Origin of the sequence: Streptomyces purpurogeneiscleroticus, assembly GCF_020024005.1 — a bacterium.
GTDB lineage: Bacteria > Actinomycetota > Actinomycetes > Streptomycetales > Streptomycetaceae > Streptomyces > Streptomyces purpurogeneiscleroticus.
In genome coordinates this window covers 18,181-34,473 of record NZ_NHSG01000095.1, presented here as the reverse complement: position 1 = coordinate 34,473, position 16,293 = coordinate 18,181, and the positions used below count along the sequence as shown (strand labels likewise).

13 protein-coding genes and 1 pseudogene are annotated in these 16,293 nt (G+C 72.3%); 10 read left to right on the top strand and 4 right to left on the bottom strand.

What is annotated here, in order from left to right; translation table 11 throughout:
- The 3 genes from CCS38_RS03700 to CCS38_RS03690 all read left to right on the top strand — a co-directional run.
- On the top strand, positions 1-1,057 hold a 1,057-nt coding region (locus CCS38_RS03700), incomplete at its 5' end, for a four-carbon acid sugar kinase family protein (RefSeq protein WP_223731732.1).
- Between the two features lie 173 nt (positions 1,058-1,230).
- Positions 1,231-2,307, top strand: coding sequence for a 4-hydroxythreonine-4-phosphate dehydrogenase PdxA (gene pdxA, locus CCS38_RS03695; RefSeq protein WP_223731731.1), 1,077 nt, complete (start codon positions 1,231-1,233; stop codon positions 2,305-2,307).
- Complete coding sequence (locus CCS38_RS03690; RefSeq protein ID WP_223731730.1) at positions 2,304-3,614, top strand: MFS transporter; 1,311 nt, start codon at positions 2,304-2,306, stop codon at positions 3,612-3,614. Before pdxA ends, CCS38_RS03690 begins: the two co-directional genes overlap by 4 nt.
- Here CCS38_RS03690 and CCS38_RS03685 read toward each other — a convergent pair.
- Complete coding sequence (locus tag CCS38_RS03685; protein ID WP_223731729.1) at positions 3,578-5,197, bottom strand: acyl-CoA synthetase; 1,620 nt, start codon at positions 5,195-5,197, stop codon at positions 3,578-3,580. The genes CCS38_RS03690 and CCS38_RS03685 overlap by 37 nt on opposite strands.
- 165 nt (positions 5,198-5,362) lie before the next feature.
- On the opposite strand from CCS38_RS03685, the gene CCS38_RS03680 reads away from it, so the two are divergent.
- From CCS38_RS03680 to CCS38_RS03660, 5 genes are all read left to right on the top strand, one after another.
- Positions 5,363-6,163 carry a crotonase/enoyl-CoA hydratase family protein gene (locus tag CCS38_RS03680; protein WP_223731728.1) on the top strand — a complete coding sequence of 267 codons (801 nt, stop codon included), beginning with the start codon at positions 5,363-5,365 and terminating at the stop codon, positions 6,161-6,163.
- Between the two features lie 33 nt (positions 6,164-6,196).
- Positions 6,197-7,144, top strand: coding sequence for a Zn-ribbon domain-containing OB-fold protein (locus CCS38_RS03675; protein ID WP_223731727.1), 948 nt, complete (start codon positions 6,197-6,199; stop codon positions 7,142-7,144).
- The gene (locus CCS38_RS03670; RefSeq protein ID WP_223731726.1) at positions 7,144-8,187 is read left to right on the top strand and encodes a thiolase family protein; all 1,044 of its coding nucleotides are present in this window, start codon (positions 7,144-7,146) and stop codon (positions 8,185-8,187) included. Before CCS38_RS03675 ends, CCS38_RS03670 begins: the two co-directional genes overlap by 1 nt.
- Before the next feature lie 7 nt (positions 8,188-8,194).
- Positions 8,195-9,361 (top strand): thiolase family protein, encoded by a 1,167-nt coding sequence (locus CCS38_RS03665; RefSeq protein ID WP_223731725.1) that lies wholly within the window; start codon positions 8,195-8,197, stop codon positions 9,359-9,361.
- A 111-nt stretch (positions 9,362-9,472) separates the two neighbouring features.
- A complete protein-coding gene (locus CCS38_RS03660; protein WP_223731724.1) occupies positions 9,473-9,715 on the top strand; it encodes a DUF397 domain-containing protein in 243 nt (80 codons plus the stop codon).
- Between the two features lie 62 nt (positions 9,716-9,777).
- Here CCS38_RS03660 and CCS38_RS03655 read toward each other — a convergent pair whose 3' ends face one another.
- Positions 9,778-10,875, bottom strand: coding sequence for an isoafricanol synthase (locus CCS38_RS03655; protein WP_223731723.1), 1,098 nt, complete (start codon positions 10,873-10,875; stop codon positions 9,778-9,780).
- 279 nt (positions 10,876-11,154) lie between these two features.
- Here CCS38_RS03655 and CCS38_RS03650 point away from each other — a divergent pair.
- Both CCS38_RS03650 and CCS38_RS03645 read left to right on the top strand, forming a co-directional pair.
- A pseudogene (locus CCS38_RS03650) lies at positions 11,155-14,088 on the top strand (ATP-binding protein).
- A 98-nt stretch (positions 14,089-14,186) separates the two neighbouring features.
- Positions 14,187-14,684: a hypothetical protein gene (locus CCS38_RS03645; protein WP_223731722.1), complete on the top strand. Its 498-nt coding sequence runs from the start codon at positions 14,187-14,189 to the stop codon at positions 14,682-14,684.
- 9 nt (positions 14,685-14,693) lie between these two features.
- On the opposite strand, the gene CCS38_RS03640 is transcribed toward CCS38_RS03645, so the two are convergent.
- Both CCS38_RS03640 and CCS38_RS03635 read right to left on the bottom strand, forming a co-directional pair.
- On the bottom strand, positions 14,694-15,920 hold the full coding sequence (locus tag CCS38_RS03640; RefSeq protein ID WP_223731721.1) for an RNA polymerase sigma factor: 1,227 nt from the start codon (positions 15,918-15,920) through the stop codon (positions 14,694-14,696).
- Positions 15,917-16,288, bottom strand: a complete 372-nt coding sequence (locus tag CCS38_RS03635) for a YciI family protein (protein WP_223731720.1) — start codon at positions 16,286-16,288, stop codon at positions 15,917-15,919. Before CCS38_RS03635 ends, CCS38_RS03640 begins: the two co-directional genes overlap by 4 nt.
- Positions 16,289-16,293: the final 5 nt, after the last annotated feature.

Below are 16,293 nucleotides of genomic sequence, written 5' to 3'. Positions count from 1 at the left end.
CGCCCGAACGGCCCCCACCACTGCCCGAACTACCCCCACCCGCGTCCTCGCCGTCCCTGCGTTTCCCGACGCCGGCCGGACCACCGTCGGCGGGCTGCACCTCGTCGACGGCGTGCCGCTCACCCGTACCGCCGTCGCCGGGGACCCCTTCGATCCGGTACGGCACTCCCGTGTGGCCGCGCTGCTCGGCGAGCAGACCAGCCGGTCCACGGCCGAACTCCCCCTGGACGTGGTGGAGGCGGGCATCGAGCCTGTCGTCGCGGCGCTGCGCGCGACCACTGCCGACATCGTGATCGGCGACGCCACGGAGAACGCCCATCTGCACACGATCGCCGCGGCCGCGGCCCGGGTCGCCGCCGAGGACCGGGTGCGGTGGGCTGTACTCGACTCGGGACCGTTCGGCGCCGCTTACAGTGCCGCGGTCGGCGTCCGGCCGCGGGGCGTCGAGCCGCCGCGCGTCCTTGCCGTGGTCGGCAGCATCACCGAGCGCACCGGCGAACAGCTCGACCGCGCCGCGTCGGAACTGGGCGTCGTCTGGGCCGAGCTCGAGCCCGAACATCCCGAACCCGACGCGGTACTCCGTGCGTTGCGGGCCGCGGCCGACGAGGGGGCGACCGTACTCGGAGTACGGGTCGCGACAGGCCCCACGCGCCCCGTACCGAACGCGCGCGCCGCCGAACGCATCCTCCACGCCCTGTCCGAGACCGCCCGGCGCGCGGTCGCCGAACTGCGGCCGGGCGGACTGTACGCGTCGGGCGGCGATGTCGCGGCAGCCGTGACCGCGGCGCTGGGCGCGGAGGGATTCGCCATCGAGGCCGAGGTGCTGCCGCTCGCCGTCGCCGGGCACCTGGTGGGCGGGCCGCACGACGGCCTGCACTTCGCCACGAAGGGCGGCCTGATCGGCGGCCCGGACGCGGCTCGCGACTGTCTGGACCACCTCCGCGTGGCCTGTATGCGCGATGCGCTGCGGGGGTGGGAATCGAACGCATCGCTGCGCCCGAATGCGCGCGGTGGCAGCTCCCCATCCCGGACATACCCGGAAGCGGCGGCGCCGTAACTCTGCGTGTTCGTGCTCTCGCTCTTCAGCAGTTCGCCAGTCGCTTGCAAGTCGCTTGCAGGCATCGCCAGGCATCCGTCAGGCACCCGACAGACGCCCCTCAGGCACCCGACAGACACAGACAGCCCTCAGGCACCCGTCAGGCATTCGTACCCAGCTGTGAGGTCATCTTCATGAGTGCATCTGCCGCTTCTTCCACGAGCGCATCTGCCGGCTCCTCCTCCCTCCCCGTGCTCGCCGTCACCCTGGGCGATCCCGCCGGTATCGGGCCGGAGATCGTTGCCCGTACGCTCGCCGATCCGGAGACCGCGGCCGTGGGGCGCGGGATCGCCGTCGGGGACGCCGCCGTACTGCGGCGTGCCGTTGCCGTCTGCGGGCTGGACGGCGTGCGGGTCAACGTGATCGGCGCGCCCGGTGAGGCCCGGTTCGAGCCGGGGAGCATCGACGTGCTGGACCTCGGGATCGTCGCCGGGGACCTGGCGTGGGGCAAGGTCAGCGCCGAGGCCGGGCGGTCGGCCGTCGCGGCGATCGAGACGGCCACCCGCGTCGCGCTCGACGGCGAGGTCGACGGGATCGTCACCGCGCCGATCAACAAGGAGGCCATCTGGGCGGCCGGCTCGCAGCACCTGGGGCACACCGAGATGCTCGGCGAGCTGACCGGGGCCGCGCACTTCGACACGATGTTCGTGGTGCGCGGGCTGAAGATCTTCTTCACCACCCGGCACGTCGCGCTGCGCAAGGCGCTGGACCAGATCACCGAAGAACGGGTCGCGGCGAGCATCCGGCACGCCGTCACCGCGCTGCGCGTCTTCGGTCACGACGAGCCCCGGCTCGCCGTCGCCGCGATCAACCCGCACGGAGGGGAGGGCGGACACTTCGGGGACGAGGAGATCACCGCTTTGCGGCCCGCCGTGGAGAAGGCCGCTGCCGAGGGGCACGGGGTGTACGGGCCGGTCCCCGCCGACTCGGTCTTCCACCAGGGGCTGGCAGGGCGGTACGACGGCGTGCTGTCGCACTTCCACGACCAGGGGCACATCCCCGCCAAGACCGTCGACTTCGACGGCACGGTGTCGGTGACGGTCGGGCTGCCGATCCTGCGCACCTCCGTCGATCACGGCACCGCCTTCGACATCGCCGGTACCGGCAAGGCGTCGCCCGGCACCATGGCCGCCGCCTTCCGCGCCGCCGCGGACTTCAGCCGCTTCACCGACCGGATCCGCGCCGCATACGGGACGGGGGTCCGCCCATGACGGCCCCGGCCCCGGCGCACGTCCCCGCCAAGCGCTGGGTATACGTGATCCCCGTCGCCGCGTTCATGTACATGCTGGCCTACCTGGACCGGAACAACGTCTCGGTCGTACTGCCGTACATGCACGGCGATCTTGAGCTGTCCAACGCCGACAAGGGCCTGGTCAGCGGCATCTTCTTCCTCGGGTACGTCTTCCTGCAGATCCCGGCGGCCGTGCTGGCGCAGCGCTGGAGCGCACGGAAGACCGTGCTGATCCTGATGGTCGCCTGGGGGCTGGCGGCGATGGCCTGCGCCTTCGTGCAGACCAAGGAGCAGTTCTACGTGGCGCGCTTCGCGCTCGGCTTCTTCGAGGGCGGCGTGTGGCCCGCCGTACTGATCCTGCTCGCCTCCTGGTTCCCGCTGCGCGAGCGGGCCCGCGCCAACGCGCTGTGGATGGCCTGTCTGCCGCTGTCGTCGATCATCATGGCCCCGCTGTCCGGACTGATGCTCGACCACGCGAGCTGGCGGTGGGTGCTCTTCCTCCAGGGCCTGCCGCCGCTGGTGTGGGCTGTGGTGTGGTGGTTCGCCGTCGCGGACCGGCCCGCGCAGGCCCGCTGGATCTCCCGGGCCGAGGCCGCCCACCTGGAGAGCGCGCTGGCCGCCGACGAGGCCGCCAAGCCCGCGCCGGCGGGTGGCGCCTCGTACCTGAAGGCGGTACGGAAACCGCAGGTGCTGCTGCTGATTGCGGCGTACTTCTGCTGGATGACCGGCTTCTACGGGTTCAGTCTCTGGCTGCCGTCGGTCGTCAAGGAGCTGACGCACGGGGGCTCGTCGACGGAGGTCGGGCTGCTCACGGCGATCCCGTTCGCCCTCGCGCTCGTCGCGATGATCGGCAACGCCGCCTGGTCGGACCGTGCGCGGCGGCGGCGTGCCGCGGTCGCCGGGCCCCTCGTGGTCGGCGTCGCCGCGCTGCTGCTCGGCCAGGTGGTGGACGGCGGGTTCCTGCAGATGGCGCTGCTGTGCGTGACAGCCGTGGCGGTGTACGCACCGTACGGGCCGTTCTGGGCGATCCCCGGGGAGCTGCTGCGGTTGGAGGTGGTCGCGGTGGCCATGGGGCTGGTCAATGCGCTCGGCAACCTGGGCGGCTTCGCCGGGCCGTACCTGGTCGGCTGGCTGACCGATGTGACGGGCACGCAGCTCACCGGGTTCGCGGTGCTCGCGGGCTTCCTGGCGGTGGCGGCCGGGCTGGTGGCCTTCGGGCTGCGCCCGGCGGCCACGGCGTCCCGAGGGGCTCAGCCCGCCGCCGCCACCCGCTTCGCCCAGCGGTAGTCCGCCTTGCCGCTGGGGGAGCGCTGGATGCGGTCGGTGATCACGACCGTGCGGGGGATCTTGTAACCGGCCAGCCGGGTGCGGCAGTGGGCCTGGACGGCGGCCAGATCCACCGGGCCCGCGCCCGGCCGCAGCTGCACCACGGCCGCCACCCGGCTTCCCCAGCGGTCGTCCGGCACGCCCGCGACCAGCGCGTCGTACACGTCCGGGTGGGCCTTCAGCGCCTGCTCCACCTCCTCCGGGTACACCTTCTCGCCACCGGAGTTGATGCACTGCGAGCCGCGTCCGAGGACCGTGACGACACCCTCCTCGTCGACGGTCGCCATGTCGCCCAGGAGTACCCAGCGCTCGCCGTCCGCCTCGAAGAACGTTTCGGCGGTCTTCGCCGGGTCGTTGTAGTAGCCCAGCGGTACATGGCCGCGCTGCGCCAGCCGGCCGGGCTCACCGGGCGGTACCGGGGCGTGCGTGGCCGGGTCGACCACCGCCGTACGGCCGTTGACGCGTAGCCGGAAGCCGGTGTCCGGGCCCGCGTCGTCGGTCGCGGTGCCGTTGAAGCCGGACTCCGAGGAGCCGAAGTTGTTGAGCAGCATCGCGTGCGGGACCAGGGCGGTGAACTGCGCGCGTACGGTGTCGGAGAGGATCGCGCCGGAGCTGGAGACGGCGAACAGCGAGGAGCAGTCGGTGCCTTTGAGGGGGCCGGCGAGGGCGTCCGTCAGCGGGCGCAGCATCGCGTCGCCCACGAGGGAGACGCTGGTGACCCGCTCGCGTTCGATCGTTCGCAGTACTTCTTCGGGCACGTACTTGCGGTGCAGGACCACCTTCTGGCCGAAGTGGAAGCCGATGAACGCGGTGAGGGTGGACGTGCCGTGCATGAGCGGGGGAGTGGGGAAGAAGACCAGGCCCTCGCCGCTCGCGGCGGCGCGTTCGGCCAGCTCCTCGGGGCGGGAGACCGGTTCGCCGGTGGGGGCGCCGCCGCCCGTCCCGGAGAAGAACAGGTCCTCGTGGCGCCAGACCACGCCCTTGGGCATGCCGGTGGTGCCGCCGGTGTAGATGATGACGCGGTCGTCGGCGCTGCGCGGGCCGAAGCCGCGGTCGGGTGAGCCGGCGGCCTCCGCGTCCGTGAACGGCAACACGGGGAGGGCAGGTTCGCGTGCCCCCGGGTGCGGCGTGCCGACCCGTACGAGGTGCCGCAGACGCGGCGCTTCGGGTGCGGCGGCCGCCACCCGCTCCGTGAACTCAGCATCGAAGACCAGCGCCACCAGATCCGCGTCGCGATAGAGGTAGACCAGCTCCTCCTCGACGTAGCGGTAGTTGACGTTGACGGGGACGGCTCGGATCTTCAGGCAGGCGTAGAGGGTCTGGAGGTACTCGACGCCGTTGTAGAGGTGCAGGCCGACGTGGTCGCCGGGGCGTACGCCGGAGTCCGCGAGGTGGTGGGCGAGACGGTTTCCCGCCCGGTCCAACTGGGCGTAGGTGAGGCGGCGTTCCGCGCCGGTGCCCGGGTGCTCGGCGTACACCAGCGCCTCGCGGTCCGGTACCGCGTCGACGATCGACTCGAAGAGGTCGGCAAGGTTGTACTCCACGTCTTCCTCCTGATCGCGCGGCCGCTGGTTCGGCGCTCATTAGAGCGTCCGAGGGAGCAAGGGGGAAGGGCCGCGGCCAATAAAACTGACTGGGCGTCAGAAAACCCTTGAAGTCGCCGCGCCGCTCCTGCAACCTGTTCTCGTTCCTGAGACGGGAGGACGTCCATGGGCGGCACCGAACATGTGCTCACCGAGCGCGTGGGGGCATCGCTGGTACTCACGCTCAACCGGCCGGAGGCGAAGAACGCGTTCTCGCCCGCCATGCTCGTGGGGCTCTACGACGGCTGGCTGGCCGCCGATGACGACGACGGCATCCGGTCCGTCGTCCTCACCGGCGCGGGCGGCGTCTTCTGCGCCGGCATGGACCTCAAGGCGCTGGCCGGCGACGGCATGGCCGACGACGCGTACCACGCACGGATGAAGGCCGACCCCGACCTGCACTGGAAGGCGCTGCTGCGGCACCACCGGCCGCGCAAGCCCGTCATCGCCGCCGTCGAGGGCCCCTGCGTCGCAGGCGGTACCGAGATCCTGCAGGGCACCGACATCCGGGTCGCGGGCGAGAGCGCCACCTTCGGCCTCTTCGAAGTGCGGCGCGGACTCTTCCCCCTGGGCGGCTCGACCGTACGGCTGCAGCGCCAGATCCCGCGCACGCACGCCCTGGAGATGCTGCTCACCGGGCGCCCGTACAGCGCGCGGGAAGCCGAGCGGATCGGGCTGATCGGCCACGTCGTGCCGGACGGCGGCGCCCGCGCCAGGGCCCTGGAGATCGCCGAGCAGATCAACGCCTGCGGGCCGCTCGCCGTCGAGGCGATCAAGGCATCGGTGTACGAGACCGCGGAGCTGACCGAAACGGACGGCTTGGCGCACGAACTCGCCCATGGATGGCCGCTCTTCGCAACCGAAGACGCCAAGGAAGGCGCGAAAGCCTTCGCCGAGAAGCGCCCGCCCGTCTACCGGCGCGCCTGATCGCCCACCGGCGCACCTGATGAGGAGCAGCCCGTGACCACCGAGACCCTCTCCGCACCGCTCGTCGTCGAATTCCCCTTCACCCGCTCCCTCGGCCCCGTACAGAGCGCCTTCCTCACCGGGCTGCGCGAACGCACCGTCCTCGGGGTGCGCGCCACCGACGGCACGGTGCTGGTGCCGCCCGTCGAGTACGACCCGGCCACCGCTGAGGAGCTGCGCGAGCTGGTCCAGGTGGCGGAGACCGGCACGGTCACCACCTGGGCCTGGAACCCGCACCCCACCGCCAAGCACCCCCTCGACCGGCCGTTCGCCTGGGTGCTCGTCCGGCTGGATGGCGCCGGCAGCTCCCTGCTGCATGTGCTGGACGCGCCCTCGGCGGCGGCCGTCAGCACCGGGATGCGGGTCCGCGTCCGGTGGGCGGCGGAACGTACCGGGGCCATCACCGACATCGCCTGTTTCGAGCCGTACGACGGCGCCCCCGGGGACGTGCCCAGGGACCACAGCGGCGACTTCGCCGATGCCGTCTCCCTCGTCACCCTCCCCGCCCGCCTCGACTACACCTACAGCCCCGGCCGCGCCCAGACCGCCCACCTACAGGCGCTCGGCGAGCGGCGCATCGTGGGCGAGCGCTGCCCCGAGTGCCACAAGGTGTACGTGCCACCGCGGGGCGCCTGCCCCACCTGCGGCGTGCCCACCGGGGAGCGCGTCGAGGTGGGCCCGAAGGGCACGATCACCACCTACTGCGTCGTCAACATCAAGGCCAAGGGGCTGGACATCGAAGTGCCCTACGTCTACGCCCACATCGCGCTGGACGGTGCGGGGCTCGCCCTCCACGGCCGCGTCGCCGGCATCCCGTACGACCAGGTCCGGATGGGGATGCGGGTCGAGCCGGTGTGGAAGGAAGGGCAGCGCTGGCCCGACCACTACCGCCCCACCGGAGAGCCGGACGCCGACTACGACACGTACAAGGAGCTGGTCTGATGCGAGAGGTGGCGATCGTCGCCTTCGGACAGTCCGACCACGTGCCCGACAGCGCCGCGGTCTCCGAGGTGGAGATGCTGATGCCGGTGCTGACCGACGTGCTCGGCCAGGCCGCCCTGAAGGCCGGCGAGATCGACTTCGTCTGCTCCGGCTCCTGCGACTACCTCGCCGGGCGCGCCTTCTCCTTCACGATGGCGCTGGACGGCGTGGGAGCCTGGCCGCCGGTCGCGGAGTCCCATGTGGAGATGGACGGCGCCTGGGCGCTGTACGAGGCGTGGGTGAAGCTCCTCACCGGGGAGGCCGACACCGCGCTCGTCTACTCGTACGGCAAGTCCTCGCCCGGCGACCTCCGCGAGGTCCTCACCCGGCAGCTCGACCCGTACTACATGGCGCCGCTGTGGCCCGACTCCGTGGCGCTCGCCGCCCTCCAGGCGCAGGCCCTGTTCGACGCGGGCACGGCCGACGAGCACGTCCTTGCCGGGGTCGCGGCGCGCAGCCGTACCGACGCCGCCGCCAACAACCCCCACGCCCAGCTGCGTGGCGAGCACCCCATGGGCGAGCACATCGTGGCGCCCCTGAGGCGCGGCGACTGCCCACCCATCGGGGACGGCGCGGCCGCCGTGCTCCTCGCCGCCGGGGACACCGCCCGAAGGCTGTGCGACCGGCCCGCCTGGATACGCGGCATCGACCACCGCATAGAAGCGCACGCCCTCGGCGTCCGCGACCTCACCGACTCCCCGTCCACCCGGCTCGCCGCCGAACATGCCGGAGCGTTCGAACGCCCCGTGGACACCGCGGAACTGCACGCACCCTTCACCTCGCAGGAGATCGTGCTCCGCCGTGCCCTGCGCCTCGGCGACGAGGTGACGGTCAACCCCTCGGGCGGCGCGCTCGCCGCCAACCCGATGATGGCCGCGGGCCTCATCAGGCTCGGCGAGGCGGCCGCCCGCATTCAGCGCGGCGAGTCCCGGCGCGCCCTCGCGCACGCCACCTCCGGCCCGTGCCTGCAGCAGAACCTGGTCGCCGTCCTGGAAGGGGAGTGAGGCCGTCATGAGCAAAGAGCCCGTGGCCGTCGTCGGCATCGGCCAGACCCGGCACGTCGCCGCCCGCAAGGACGTCTCGATCGCCGGACTCGTCCGCGAAGCCGCCCTGCGCGCCCTGGCGGACGCCCAGCTGACCTGGGCCGACATCGACGCCGTCGTCATCGGCAAGGCCCCGGACTTCTTCGAGGGCGTGATGATGCCGGAGCTGTACCTCGCCGACGCGCTCGGCGCGGTCGGCAAGCCCATGCTCCGGGTGCACACCGCGGGCTCCGTAGGCGGGTCCACCGCCCTTGTGGCGGCCAACCTCGTCGCCGCACGAGTGCACGGCACCGTCCTCACCCTCGCCTTCGAAAAGCAGTCCGAGTCCAACGCCATGTGGGGCCTGTCCCTGCCCGTCCCCTTCCAACAGCCCCTGCTGGCCGGCGCCGGCGGCTTCTTCGCCCCGCACGTCCGCGCGTACATCAGGCGCACCGGCGCACCCGACACGATCGGCTCCCTCGTCGCCTACAAGGACCGCCGCAACGCGCTCAAGAACCCGTACGCGCATCTGCACGAGCACGACCTCACCCTGGAAAAGGTGCAGGCGTCCCCGATGCTCTGGGACCCCGTCCGGTACTCCGAGACTTGCCCCTCCTCGGACGGCGCGTGCGCGATGGTCCTCACCGGGCGCGCCGGTGCCGAGCGCGCGCCGCATCCGCCGGCGTGGGTGCACGGCGGCGCGATGCGCAGCGAACCGACGCTCTTCGCGGGCAAGGACGCCGTCTCGCCGCGCGCGGGCCGCGACTGTGCCGCCGACGTCTACCGGCAGGCCGGCGTCACCGACCCGCGCCGGGAGATCGACGTGGTCGAGATGTACGTGCCGTTCAGCTGGTACGAGCCGATGTGGCTGGAAAACCTGGGCTTTGCGGAGGAGGGCGGGGGCTGGAAGCTCACCGAGTCCGGCGTGACGGAACTGGACGGTGACCTCCCGGTGAATCCTTCGGGCGGCGTGCTCTCCACCAACCCGATCGGCGCCTCGGGCATGCTCCGCTTCGCGGAGGCGGCACTCCAGGTGCGTGGGCAGGCGGGTGAGCACCAAGTGGCGGATGCACGGCGGGCGTTGGGACACGCGTACGGAGGCGGCTCGCAGTTCTTCTCGATGTGGCTGGTGGGCGCGGAACTGCCCGCGACCTGACCGGTCCTGTACGGGCCGCGGTACGGGGCGCCGTCGCGGCCTGTCCGTCGCCGGGCGCGGTGGCTAGGCTGGCACGGACCGACGGAGCCGACCGGGTGAGGAGCGGGAAACGTGGCCGAAAGCACCACCACCGAGCAGCGGATCACCGGCGAGAAGCAGCCCGAACTGGATCTCACGCACGCCCAGTGGCAGCCCAGCGGGCAGGGCATGGGCGACGTCCAGATCGCCTTCGTCGACGGCTTCATCGCCATGCGGGACCGGCGCAGCCCCAACGGCCCGGCCGTCGTTTTCGGCCCCGGCGAGTGGCGCGGCTTCGTACGCCGCGCCCGCGACGGCGAGTTCGACCTGACCTGACGACGGAGACCCGGCGGCCCGGCGGCACGACCCGATACGGCGGCCGCCCGGCCGCCCGACGGTCAGGCCCCGGCCGGCGGCCGGGACGCCGGTACTCCGGGGTCGGCCGCCGCGAAGAGGTCGGCCCACGGGCGGTTGCCGACCGCGGCGGTGCCGTTGTCGTCGTAGCGCGGGGTCTCCCGTGACCACACGAGATTGCCGCTGATCAGATGGCGCATGCTCGCGACGTAGTGGGACACGTGGTCGTGCACGTCGGCGGGCATGCCCAGTTCCTTGAGCGTCGCGGGCAGGGTCTTGGTGAGGTCCTGGAACTGGTCCACGCGCGCGCTCGCGGTGCGGGCGATGCGGCGCACCGCCTGGTCCAGCGTGCAGCCGGTCGAACGGTGCAGGATGATCACACTGTTGTTGACGTCGCCGGCCGCCAGCTCCTTGTCCACGGACACGATGTCGTTGACGAAGATGACCGCTTCGGCGGTGAGCCGGCGCAGCTCCGCCAGGGGTGGTCGGCCGTGCAGCTCACGTGGCAGCACGTAACCGCCGCAGCGCTCCGCGAAGTCCAGGCAGGGCTGTACTCCTATGGAGTCGCGCCGCCCCTTGAGGTACTGCTCCAGCGGCAGTACCCCCTTTCGGGTACGGTTCTGGGCCTCCCAGTGATACGCGGCGAGGTACCGCTCCCAATGGCCCTTGAAGCGCAACTGCCAGGCGCGCGGCGCGCCCTCGGTGATCCGCTGCCAGATGTCCCGGTAACCGGCCACCAGGGGACTGTCGGGCTCTTCGGGCAGCAGGTCCGGCGCATCGTCCATCGTGCGCACCACCCGGTCCACGAGGTGCGACACCGCCTCCGGGCACTGGCCCAACGGGCCGTCGAACTGGTCGTCGAAGAGGAAGAACCAGGCGTTGAAATCCGTGGCCAGGGCCAACTCGTCGGCGTTGGCGTCGGGGTAGAAGTACGCCATGAGCCGGTCCAGTCGCAGCGCGTCGTACTCGGCGGTCGCCGCCTCCCCGGAGAGTATGCCGTACCCGTGCAGCCAGCCGAGCGTGTGCCGGCGGGCCGTCTCCACCCCGGGGTTGAGCCGGGCCGGGAAAGGGACGCTGAGGGGCGCGGAGCGCCGGGGGACGGGCGACAGCGGGGCCGTCTCCGCGATGATCGGGTCGTTCATGGTCCGCCTCCTTCGCGCTGCGCCTGGTGACGCAGCCAGGGGAGCCTGGGGCTCCTGCAATAACGAGTCAAGAAGGGAGCAGGTTTATTGGTCAATGAGTTCGTGCACGACGCCTGCTCGCGCCACCCGCGCAGGAAGGGGGCCGCGCGCCGCGTGCCGCCGCGGACGGCGCGGATCTGCGCGGCGCGCTCCAGCGGTCCATGGTCGAAAGTCGCTGAGGACGGTTCCGAAGGCCCTCGTCAGCGCTAGGCTCATCGCTGTATGCAGGAGGGGAAGGTCATGGCGGAGATGATCGGGCGATCGGGCCGGGTGCGCAGGCCGATGCTCGAGCGTGAAACGGAACTGAGCGCGCTGGACGGTATGTTGACCGACCTGTGCGGCTCCGGGGACGGCACCGAGGGCGTGCGCACGGGCGGCCTGCTCGCCTTCGCCGGGCCGCCGGGCATGGGCAAGACCGCGCTGATCACCGAGACCCGCCGGCGCGCCATCGCGCGCGGCTGCACGGTGCTGCTCGCCCGCGGCGGCGAGCAGGAGCAGGAGGTGGCCTTCCACGTCGTACGCCAGCTGGTGCAGCCGGTGTTCGCCGCCGAGTCCCCCGAGGAGCACCGCCGCATCCTCGGCACCTGGTACGACATCGTCGCGCCCGCCGTCGGACTGGTCGCCGCCGACGGCGACGCCTCGCCCGATCCCCAGGGCGTCCGGGACGGCCTGGACTGGGTCGTCACGCGCTTCGCCGTGCACTTCTCGCCCGTCGTCCTCATCCTCGACGACGCGCACTGGGCCGACCCCGAATCCCTCTCCTGGCTCACCGCGTTCGCCGCCCGCGCCGAAGAGCTCCCCATACTGATCGTCGTCGGGTACCGCCCCGACGAGCTGCCGGCCGGCGCCGGCCCGCTGCGCCGGATCGCCGAGCGCAGCGGCTCCCGTCCCTTCGAGCTCACCCCGCTCACCCCCACCGCCGTCCGGCGCGTGGTGAACCACATGGTCGGGGAGGGCGCCGACGAGGCGTTCTGCCGTGAGTGCTGGGCCGTCACGGGCGGCAATCCGTACGAGGTCGTCGAGCTGAGCGCCAAGATCCGCGAGCGCGGCATCAAGCCACAGCAGGCCAACGTCTCCCAGCTGCGCGAGCTGATCACCGCCATCAAGGACAGCGGCCTCGTCGAGCGCCTGGAGCGGCTCGGGACCGCCGCCGTCCGCTTCGCCTGGGCCGCCGCCGTGCTCGGCACGGAGGTCTCCCCGACGCTCGCCGCCAACGTCGCGGGCCTCGGCGCCGTCCAGGCCGCCGACGTCCTCGACCAGCTGCGCGCCGCGCGCATCCTCGCCCCGGCCCGCAAGGCCGACAACGGCAACCTCCGCTTCTTCCACCCCCTCGTCGCCAGCGCCGTCTACCAGGCCATTCCCGGCGCGCTGCGGGTCGCCCTGCACGGCCAGGCCGCCGCCGCGGTCGTCGACGCGGGCCTGGGCGCCACCGCCGCGGCACGCCACCTGCTGGAAATGCACCCCGAGCACGACGACTGGGTCGTGCAGCGCCTGCGGGAGGCCGCGGCCGAGTACTTCCGGGCCGGGGCGCCGGACGCCGCCCGCCGCTGCCTGGCCCGCGCGCTGCGCGAACCGCCCTCGCTCCAGGACCGCGCCCGCGTCCTGTTCGAGCTGGGCTGCTCCTCCCTGCTCAGCGAGCCCGCGACCACCGTGAACCACCTCCGCGCGGCCCTGGAGGAGGACGAGCTGGAGCCCGCCCTGCGGGAGACGATCACGTACAAGCTGGCGCAGGCGCTGGCCCACAGCGACCGGCTGGGGGAGGCCGCCCAGGTCGTCGCCGCCGAGGTCCAGCGCGCGACGAACGCGCGCACGCGGCTGCGCATGCAGGCCGAGCAGTTCATGTACAACGCGTTCCGCGCCGACGAGCAGGACTCGCCCGCCCGCTCCCGGCTGCTCGCCAAGCTCGCCGACCACGTCACCGGGCGCGACATGGCCGAGCGGTACATCCTCGGGCTGCGCGCCTGGGACGCCATGGTGCGCGGCGAGAGCGCGCAGACGGCGCTGCATTACGCAGAACGGGCACTGGGCGACGGGCTGCCGTGGTGCGACGAGGAGTGGGGCTTCGAGGTGCCCGTGCTCGTCGCGCTCACCTTCATGTACTGCGACCAGCCCGGCCGCGCCGAGGAGCTGTTCCACCAGGGCATCGCCGAGTGCGAGCGCAAGGGCTGGCGCGGCGCCCACCTCTCCTTCGGGTACACCCTCCTCGGCTACATCCGGTACCGCCGCGGCCGGCTCGCCGAAGCCGAGGACCTGGTCCATGGCGGCCTGCGGATCGCCCACCGGGTGGGCCAGCGGGTGCCCGCCCAGTGGTTCGCCATCGGCATCCTCATCGAGATCCTGCTCGCGCGCGGCCGGGTGGACGAGGCCCAGGAGCTGGCCGACACGTACAGCTACGGCGAGGTCGTCCCGAACGCCGTCGTCTACCCCGACTCGCAGACCGTCCACAGCGAGCTGCTGCTCGCCCGCGGCCTGCACCGCGACGCGGAGCACCAGCTCACGGCCGTCGGCAGGCGCCTGGAGCCGCGCGGCATGCGCAACCCCGCCTGGTGCCCCTGGCAGCTCCACCTCGCCCGCGCGATCGCCCTCACCGACCGGCCCCGGGCGATCGCCCTCGCCGACGAAGCGCTGCAGCGCGCCCAGGACTTCGGTACCGAGTCCGCCATCGGGTAGGCGCTGTTCTGCAAGGCCGACGTGGTCGGCGGCGCGGAGGGCATGAAGCTGCTCGCCGAGGCGGTCCGCCACTTCGAGCGCTCCCCGTCCGCCTACGAGCTGGCCCAGGCGCTCGTCGAGCACGGCGCGGCACTGCGCCGCGCCGGCCTGCCGCAGGACGCCGCCGACCGGCTCTACCGCGGCCTGGACAGCGCCCTGCACTGCGGCGCCGAGTCGCTGGTCGCGCGCGCCCGCGACGAGCTGTCCGCCGCCGGGCTGCGCCCCCTCCAGCTGCGCAGCGCAGGCACGGACACCCTCACCACCCAGGAGCGGGCGGTGGCCGAGTGGGTCGTACAGGGCTGGACCAAGGACCGCATCGCCGTGGAGCTGGGCGCGCAGCCCCCGGACGTCAACCGCTTGCTGTCCGGGGTGTACCGCAAGATGGGCACGGACCGTAACGGCCTGGCCCGGCTGCTGGGGAGCGAGGGCGTGGCCGCCGTCCTGCCGCCGCCCACCGCGCCGTAGGGGCGAGCCCGGGCCGCACGGCGGTGGCCCGGGTTTCCGGTCCGTCGGCGGCGCGGTACCGCAGGAAGGTGACCGGGCGGGCCACGTACGATGGCTGTATGTCGTTCCTCCGCCGCCGTAGCGCCGCGCCCGCAGGGCCCGATTTCGATGTGCTCGCCATGGATCCCGGTGACTGGCCGGGCAATCTCGGCGCCGGTCTGCTGCCCGCCCCCGACGGCACCTGCCAGGGCGTCTTCCTGCGCTACGACCTCTTCGGCGGCCGTGGCCCCGCGATGATCATCGGTAATCTCCCGGAGGGCTCCCCGGCGCGCGAGCTCGGCGAGGACGAGGTGCCCTTCGAGGTGGCGCAGCTGCTGGACGCGCTGGACCACGACGAGGAGGTCACGGTCGTGGAGACCGAGGAGCTCCCGGTCATGCACGACGACAACCTGCTGATCGTCAAGCGCATCAAGTGCTCCGAGGGCCGCGTCTCCTGTGTGCAGTTCGACCGGAGCGACGGCGTGCTGGTCACGATCGCGAGCTGGGACCGCCCGATCACCGACGACCTGTACGCACTGCTGAAGCCGCTGCCTGCGGAGATGTTCCAGCAGGGCTGAGCGCCCTGATCACACCCCGGCCGGCTGTGTCCGCACCCGGCCGGCCCGGGACTCCAGGTAGCGCCGCTCGGCGAGGCCGGCGGTGGCCTTCGCGGCGCGCCGGTAGTGCGCGTAGGCGCCGGCCGTGTCGCCGGCCCGCTCCAGCAGATGCGCCCGTACGGACAGCAGCCGGTGATGTCCGGCCATCCGCTGATCACCGTCCAAGGTGGACAGCAGGGCCAGCCCGGCCGCCGGGCCCTCGGTCTCGGCGAGCGCGATCGCCCGGTTGAGGGTGACCATCGGATTGGGCGCGATCCGTTCCAGGATCAGGTAAAGGGCGTGCACCTGCCGCCAGTTGGTTTCCTTTGCCGTGGCCGCGTCGGCGTGCGTGGCGGCGATGGCGGCCTGCAGCTGGTAGGAGCCGAGGGCCGGGCCGGCCAGCGACGCCTTGACCAGGTCGAGGCCCTCGCCGATCAGCTCGCGGTCCCACTTCGTACGGTCCTGCTCATCCAGCGGCACCAGGTCGCCGGCCGCCGTCGTACGCGCCTCCCGGCGGGCATGGGTCAGCAGCATCAGCGCGAGCAGCCCGGTCACCCCACTGTCCTCGGGCAGCTGCGCGTGCACCGTCCTGGCCAGCCGGATCGCCTCGTGCGCGAGGTCGGCGCGGTGCAATGTGCTGCCCGAGGAGGCGGTGTAACCCTCGTTGAAGATCAGGTAGAGGACGTGCAGGACGACCCGCAGCCGTTCCTCGCGCTCCGCGCCCTCCGGCAGGCCGAACGCGCTGCCGGCGGCCTTGATCCGCTGCTTGGCCCGGCTGATCCTGGCCGCCATCGTGCCCTCCGGCACCAGGAACGCGCGGGCGATCTCGGCCGTGGTCAGGCCGCCGACCGCGCGCAGGGTCAACGCGGTCTGGGAGGCCGCGGTCAGCGTCGGATGGCAGCACAGGAACAGCAGGACGAGCGTGTCGTCGGTGTCCGGTACGTCCTCGGGCACCACCTCGGCAGCGGCCGCCGACTCCCGCTCGCGGCGCGCATGATCGCTGCGCATCTGGTCGATGAGCCGCCGGGACGCGACCGTCATCAGCCAGCCGCGCGGATTGTCCGGCACTCCCTCGGCCGGCCACTGCACAGTGGCGGCGAGGACGGCCTCCTGTACGGCGTCCTCGCACCCTTCGAACTGGCCGTGCCGCCTTACCAACGCGCCGAGGACCTGCGGCGTGAGCGCACGCAGCAGGTCCTCGAAGTCCGGTGTGCTCATGCCTCCAATTGTCCGTCAGCGAACATCACTTGCCGCACCTCGACACCCAGCCCCTCGATCGCGGTGTCCGGAATCCGCGCCGCCAGCTCGATCGCCCGCTCCTTGTTCTCGCAGTCGATCAGGTAGAAGCCGCCCAGATACTCCTTGGCCTCCAGGAAGGGCCCGTCGGTGACCACCGGCTGGCCGTTGCGTACGGACACCACGGCGGCCTGTGACGGGTCGACCAGCGCCTGCGTGGTGATCAGCTCGCCGGACTCCTTCAGCGCCTCGATGAACCTGCCGTGGCCGTCGCCGATCGCCGCCTTCTCCTCATCGGTCAGCGCGTCCAGCACCGCCGGGTTGATATGCATGCTGATCAGGAACTGCATCTCGT

Excerpts from the sequence above, each read along its gene's own strand:
- pdxA (WP_223731731.1), top strand. The coding sequence starts at position 1,231 with ATGAGTGCATCTGCCGCTTCTTCCACGAGCGCATCTGCCGGCTCCTCC.
- CCS38_RS03690 (WP_223731730.1), top strand. The coding sequence starts at position 2,304 with ATGACGGCCCCGGCCCCGGCGCACGTCCCCGCCAAGCGCTGGGTATAC.
- CCS38_RS03680 (WP_223731728.1), top strand. The coding sequence starts at position 5,363 with ATGGGCGGCACCGAACATGTGCTCACCGAGCGCGTGGGGGCATCGCTG.
- CCS38_RS03670 (WP_223731726.1), top strand. The coding sequence starts at position 7,144 with ATGCGAGAGGTGGCGATCGTCGCCTTCGGACAGTCCGACCACGTGCCC.
- CCS38_RS03665 (WP_223731725.1), top strand. The coding sequence starts at position 8,195 with ATGAGCAAAGAGCCCGTGGCCGTCGTCGGCATCGGCCAGACCCGGCAC.
- CCS38_RS03655 (WP_223731723.1), bottom strand. The coding sequence starts at position 10,875 with ATGAACGACCCGATCATCGCGGAGACGGCCCCGCTGTCGCCCGTCCCC.
- CCS38_RS03645 (WP_223731722.1), top strand. The coding sequence starts at position 14,187 with ATGTCGTTCCTCCGCCGCCGTAGCGCCGCGCCCGCAGGGCCCGATTTC.
- CCS38_RS03640 (WP_223731721.1), bottom strand. The coding sequence starts at position 15,920 with ATGAGCACACCGGACTTCGAGGACCTGCTGCGTGCGCTCACGCCGCAG.
- CCS38_RS03635 (WP_223731720.1), bottom strand. The coding sequence starts at position 16,288 with ATGCAGTTCCTGATCAGCATGCATATCAACCCGGCGGTGCTGGACGCG.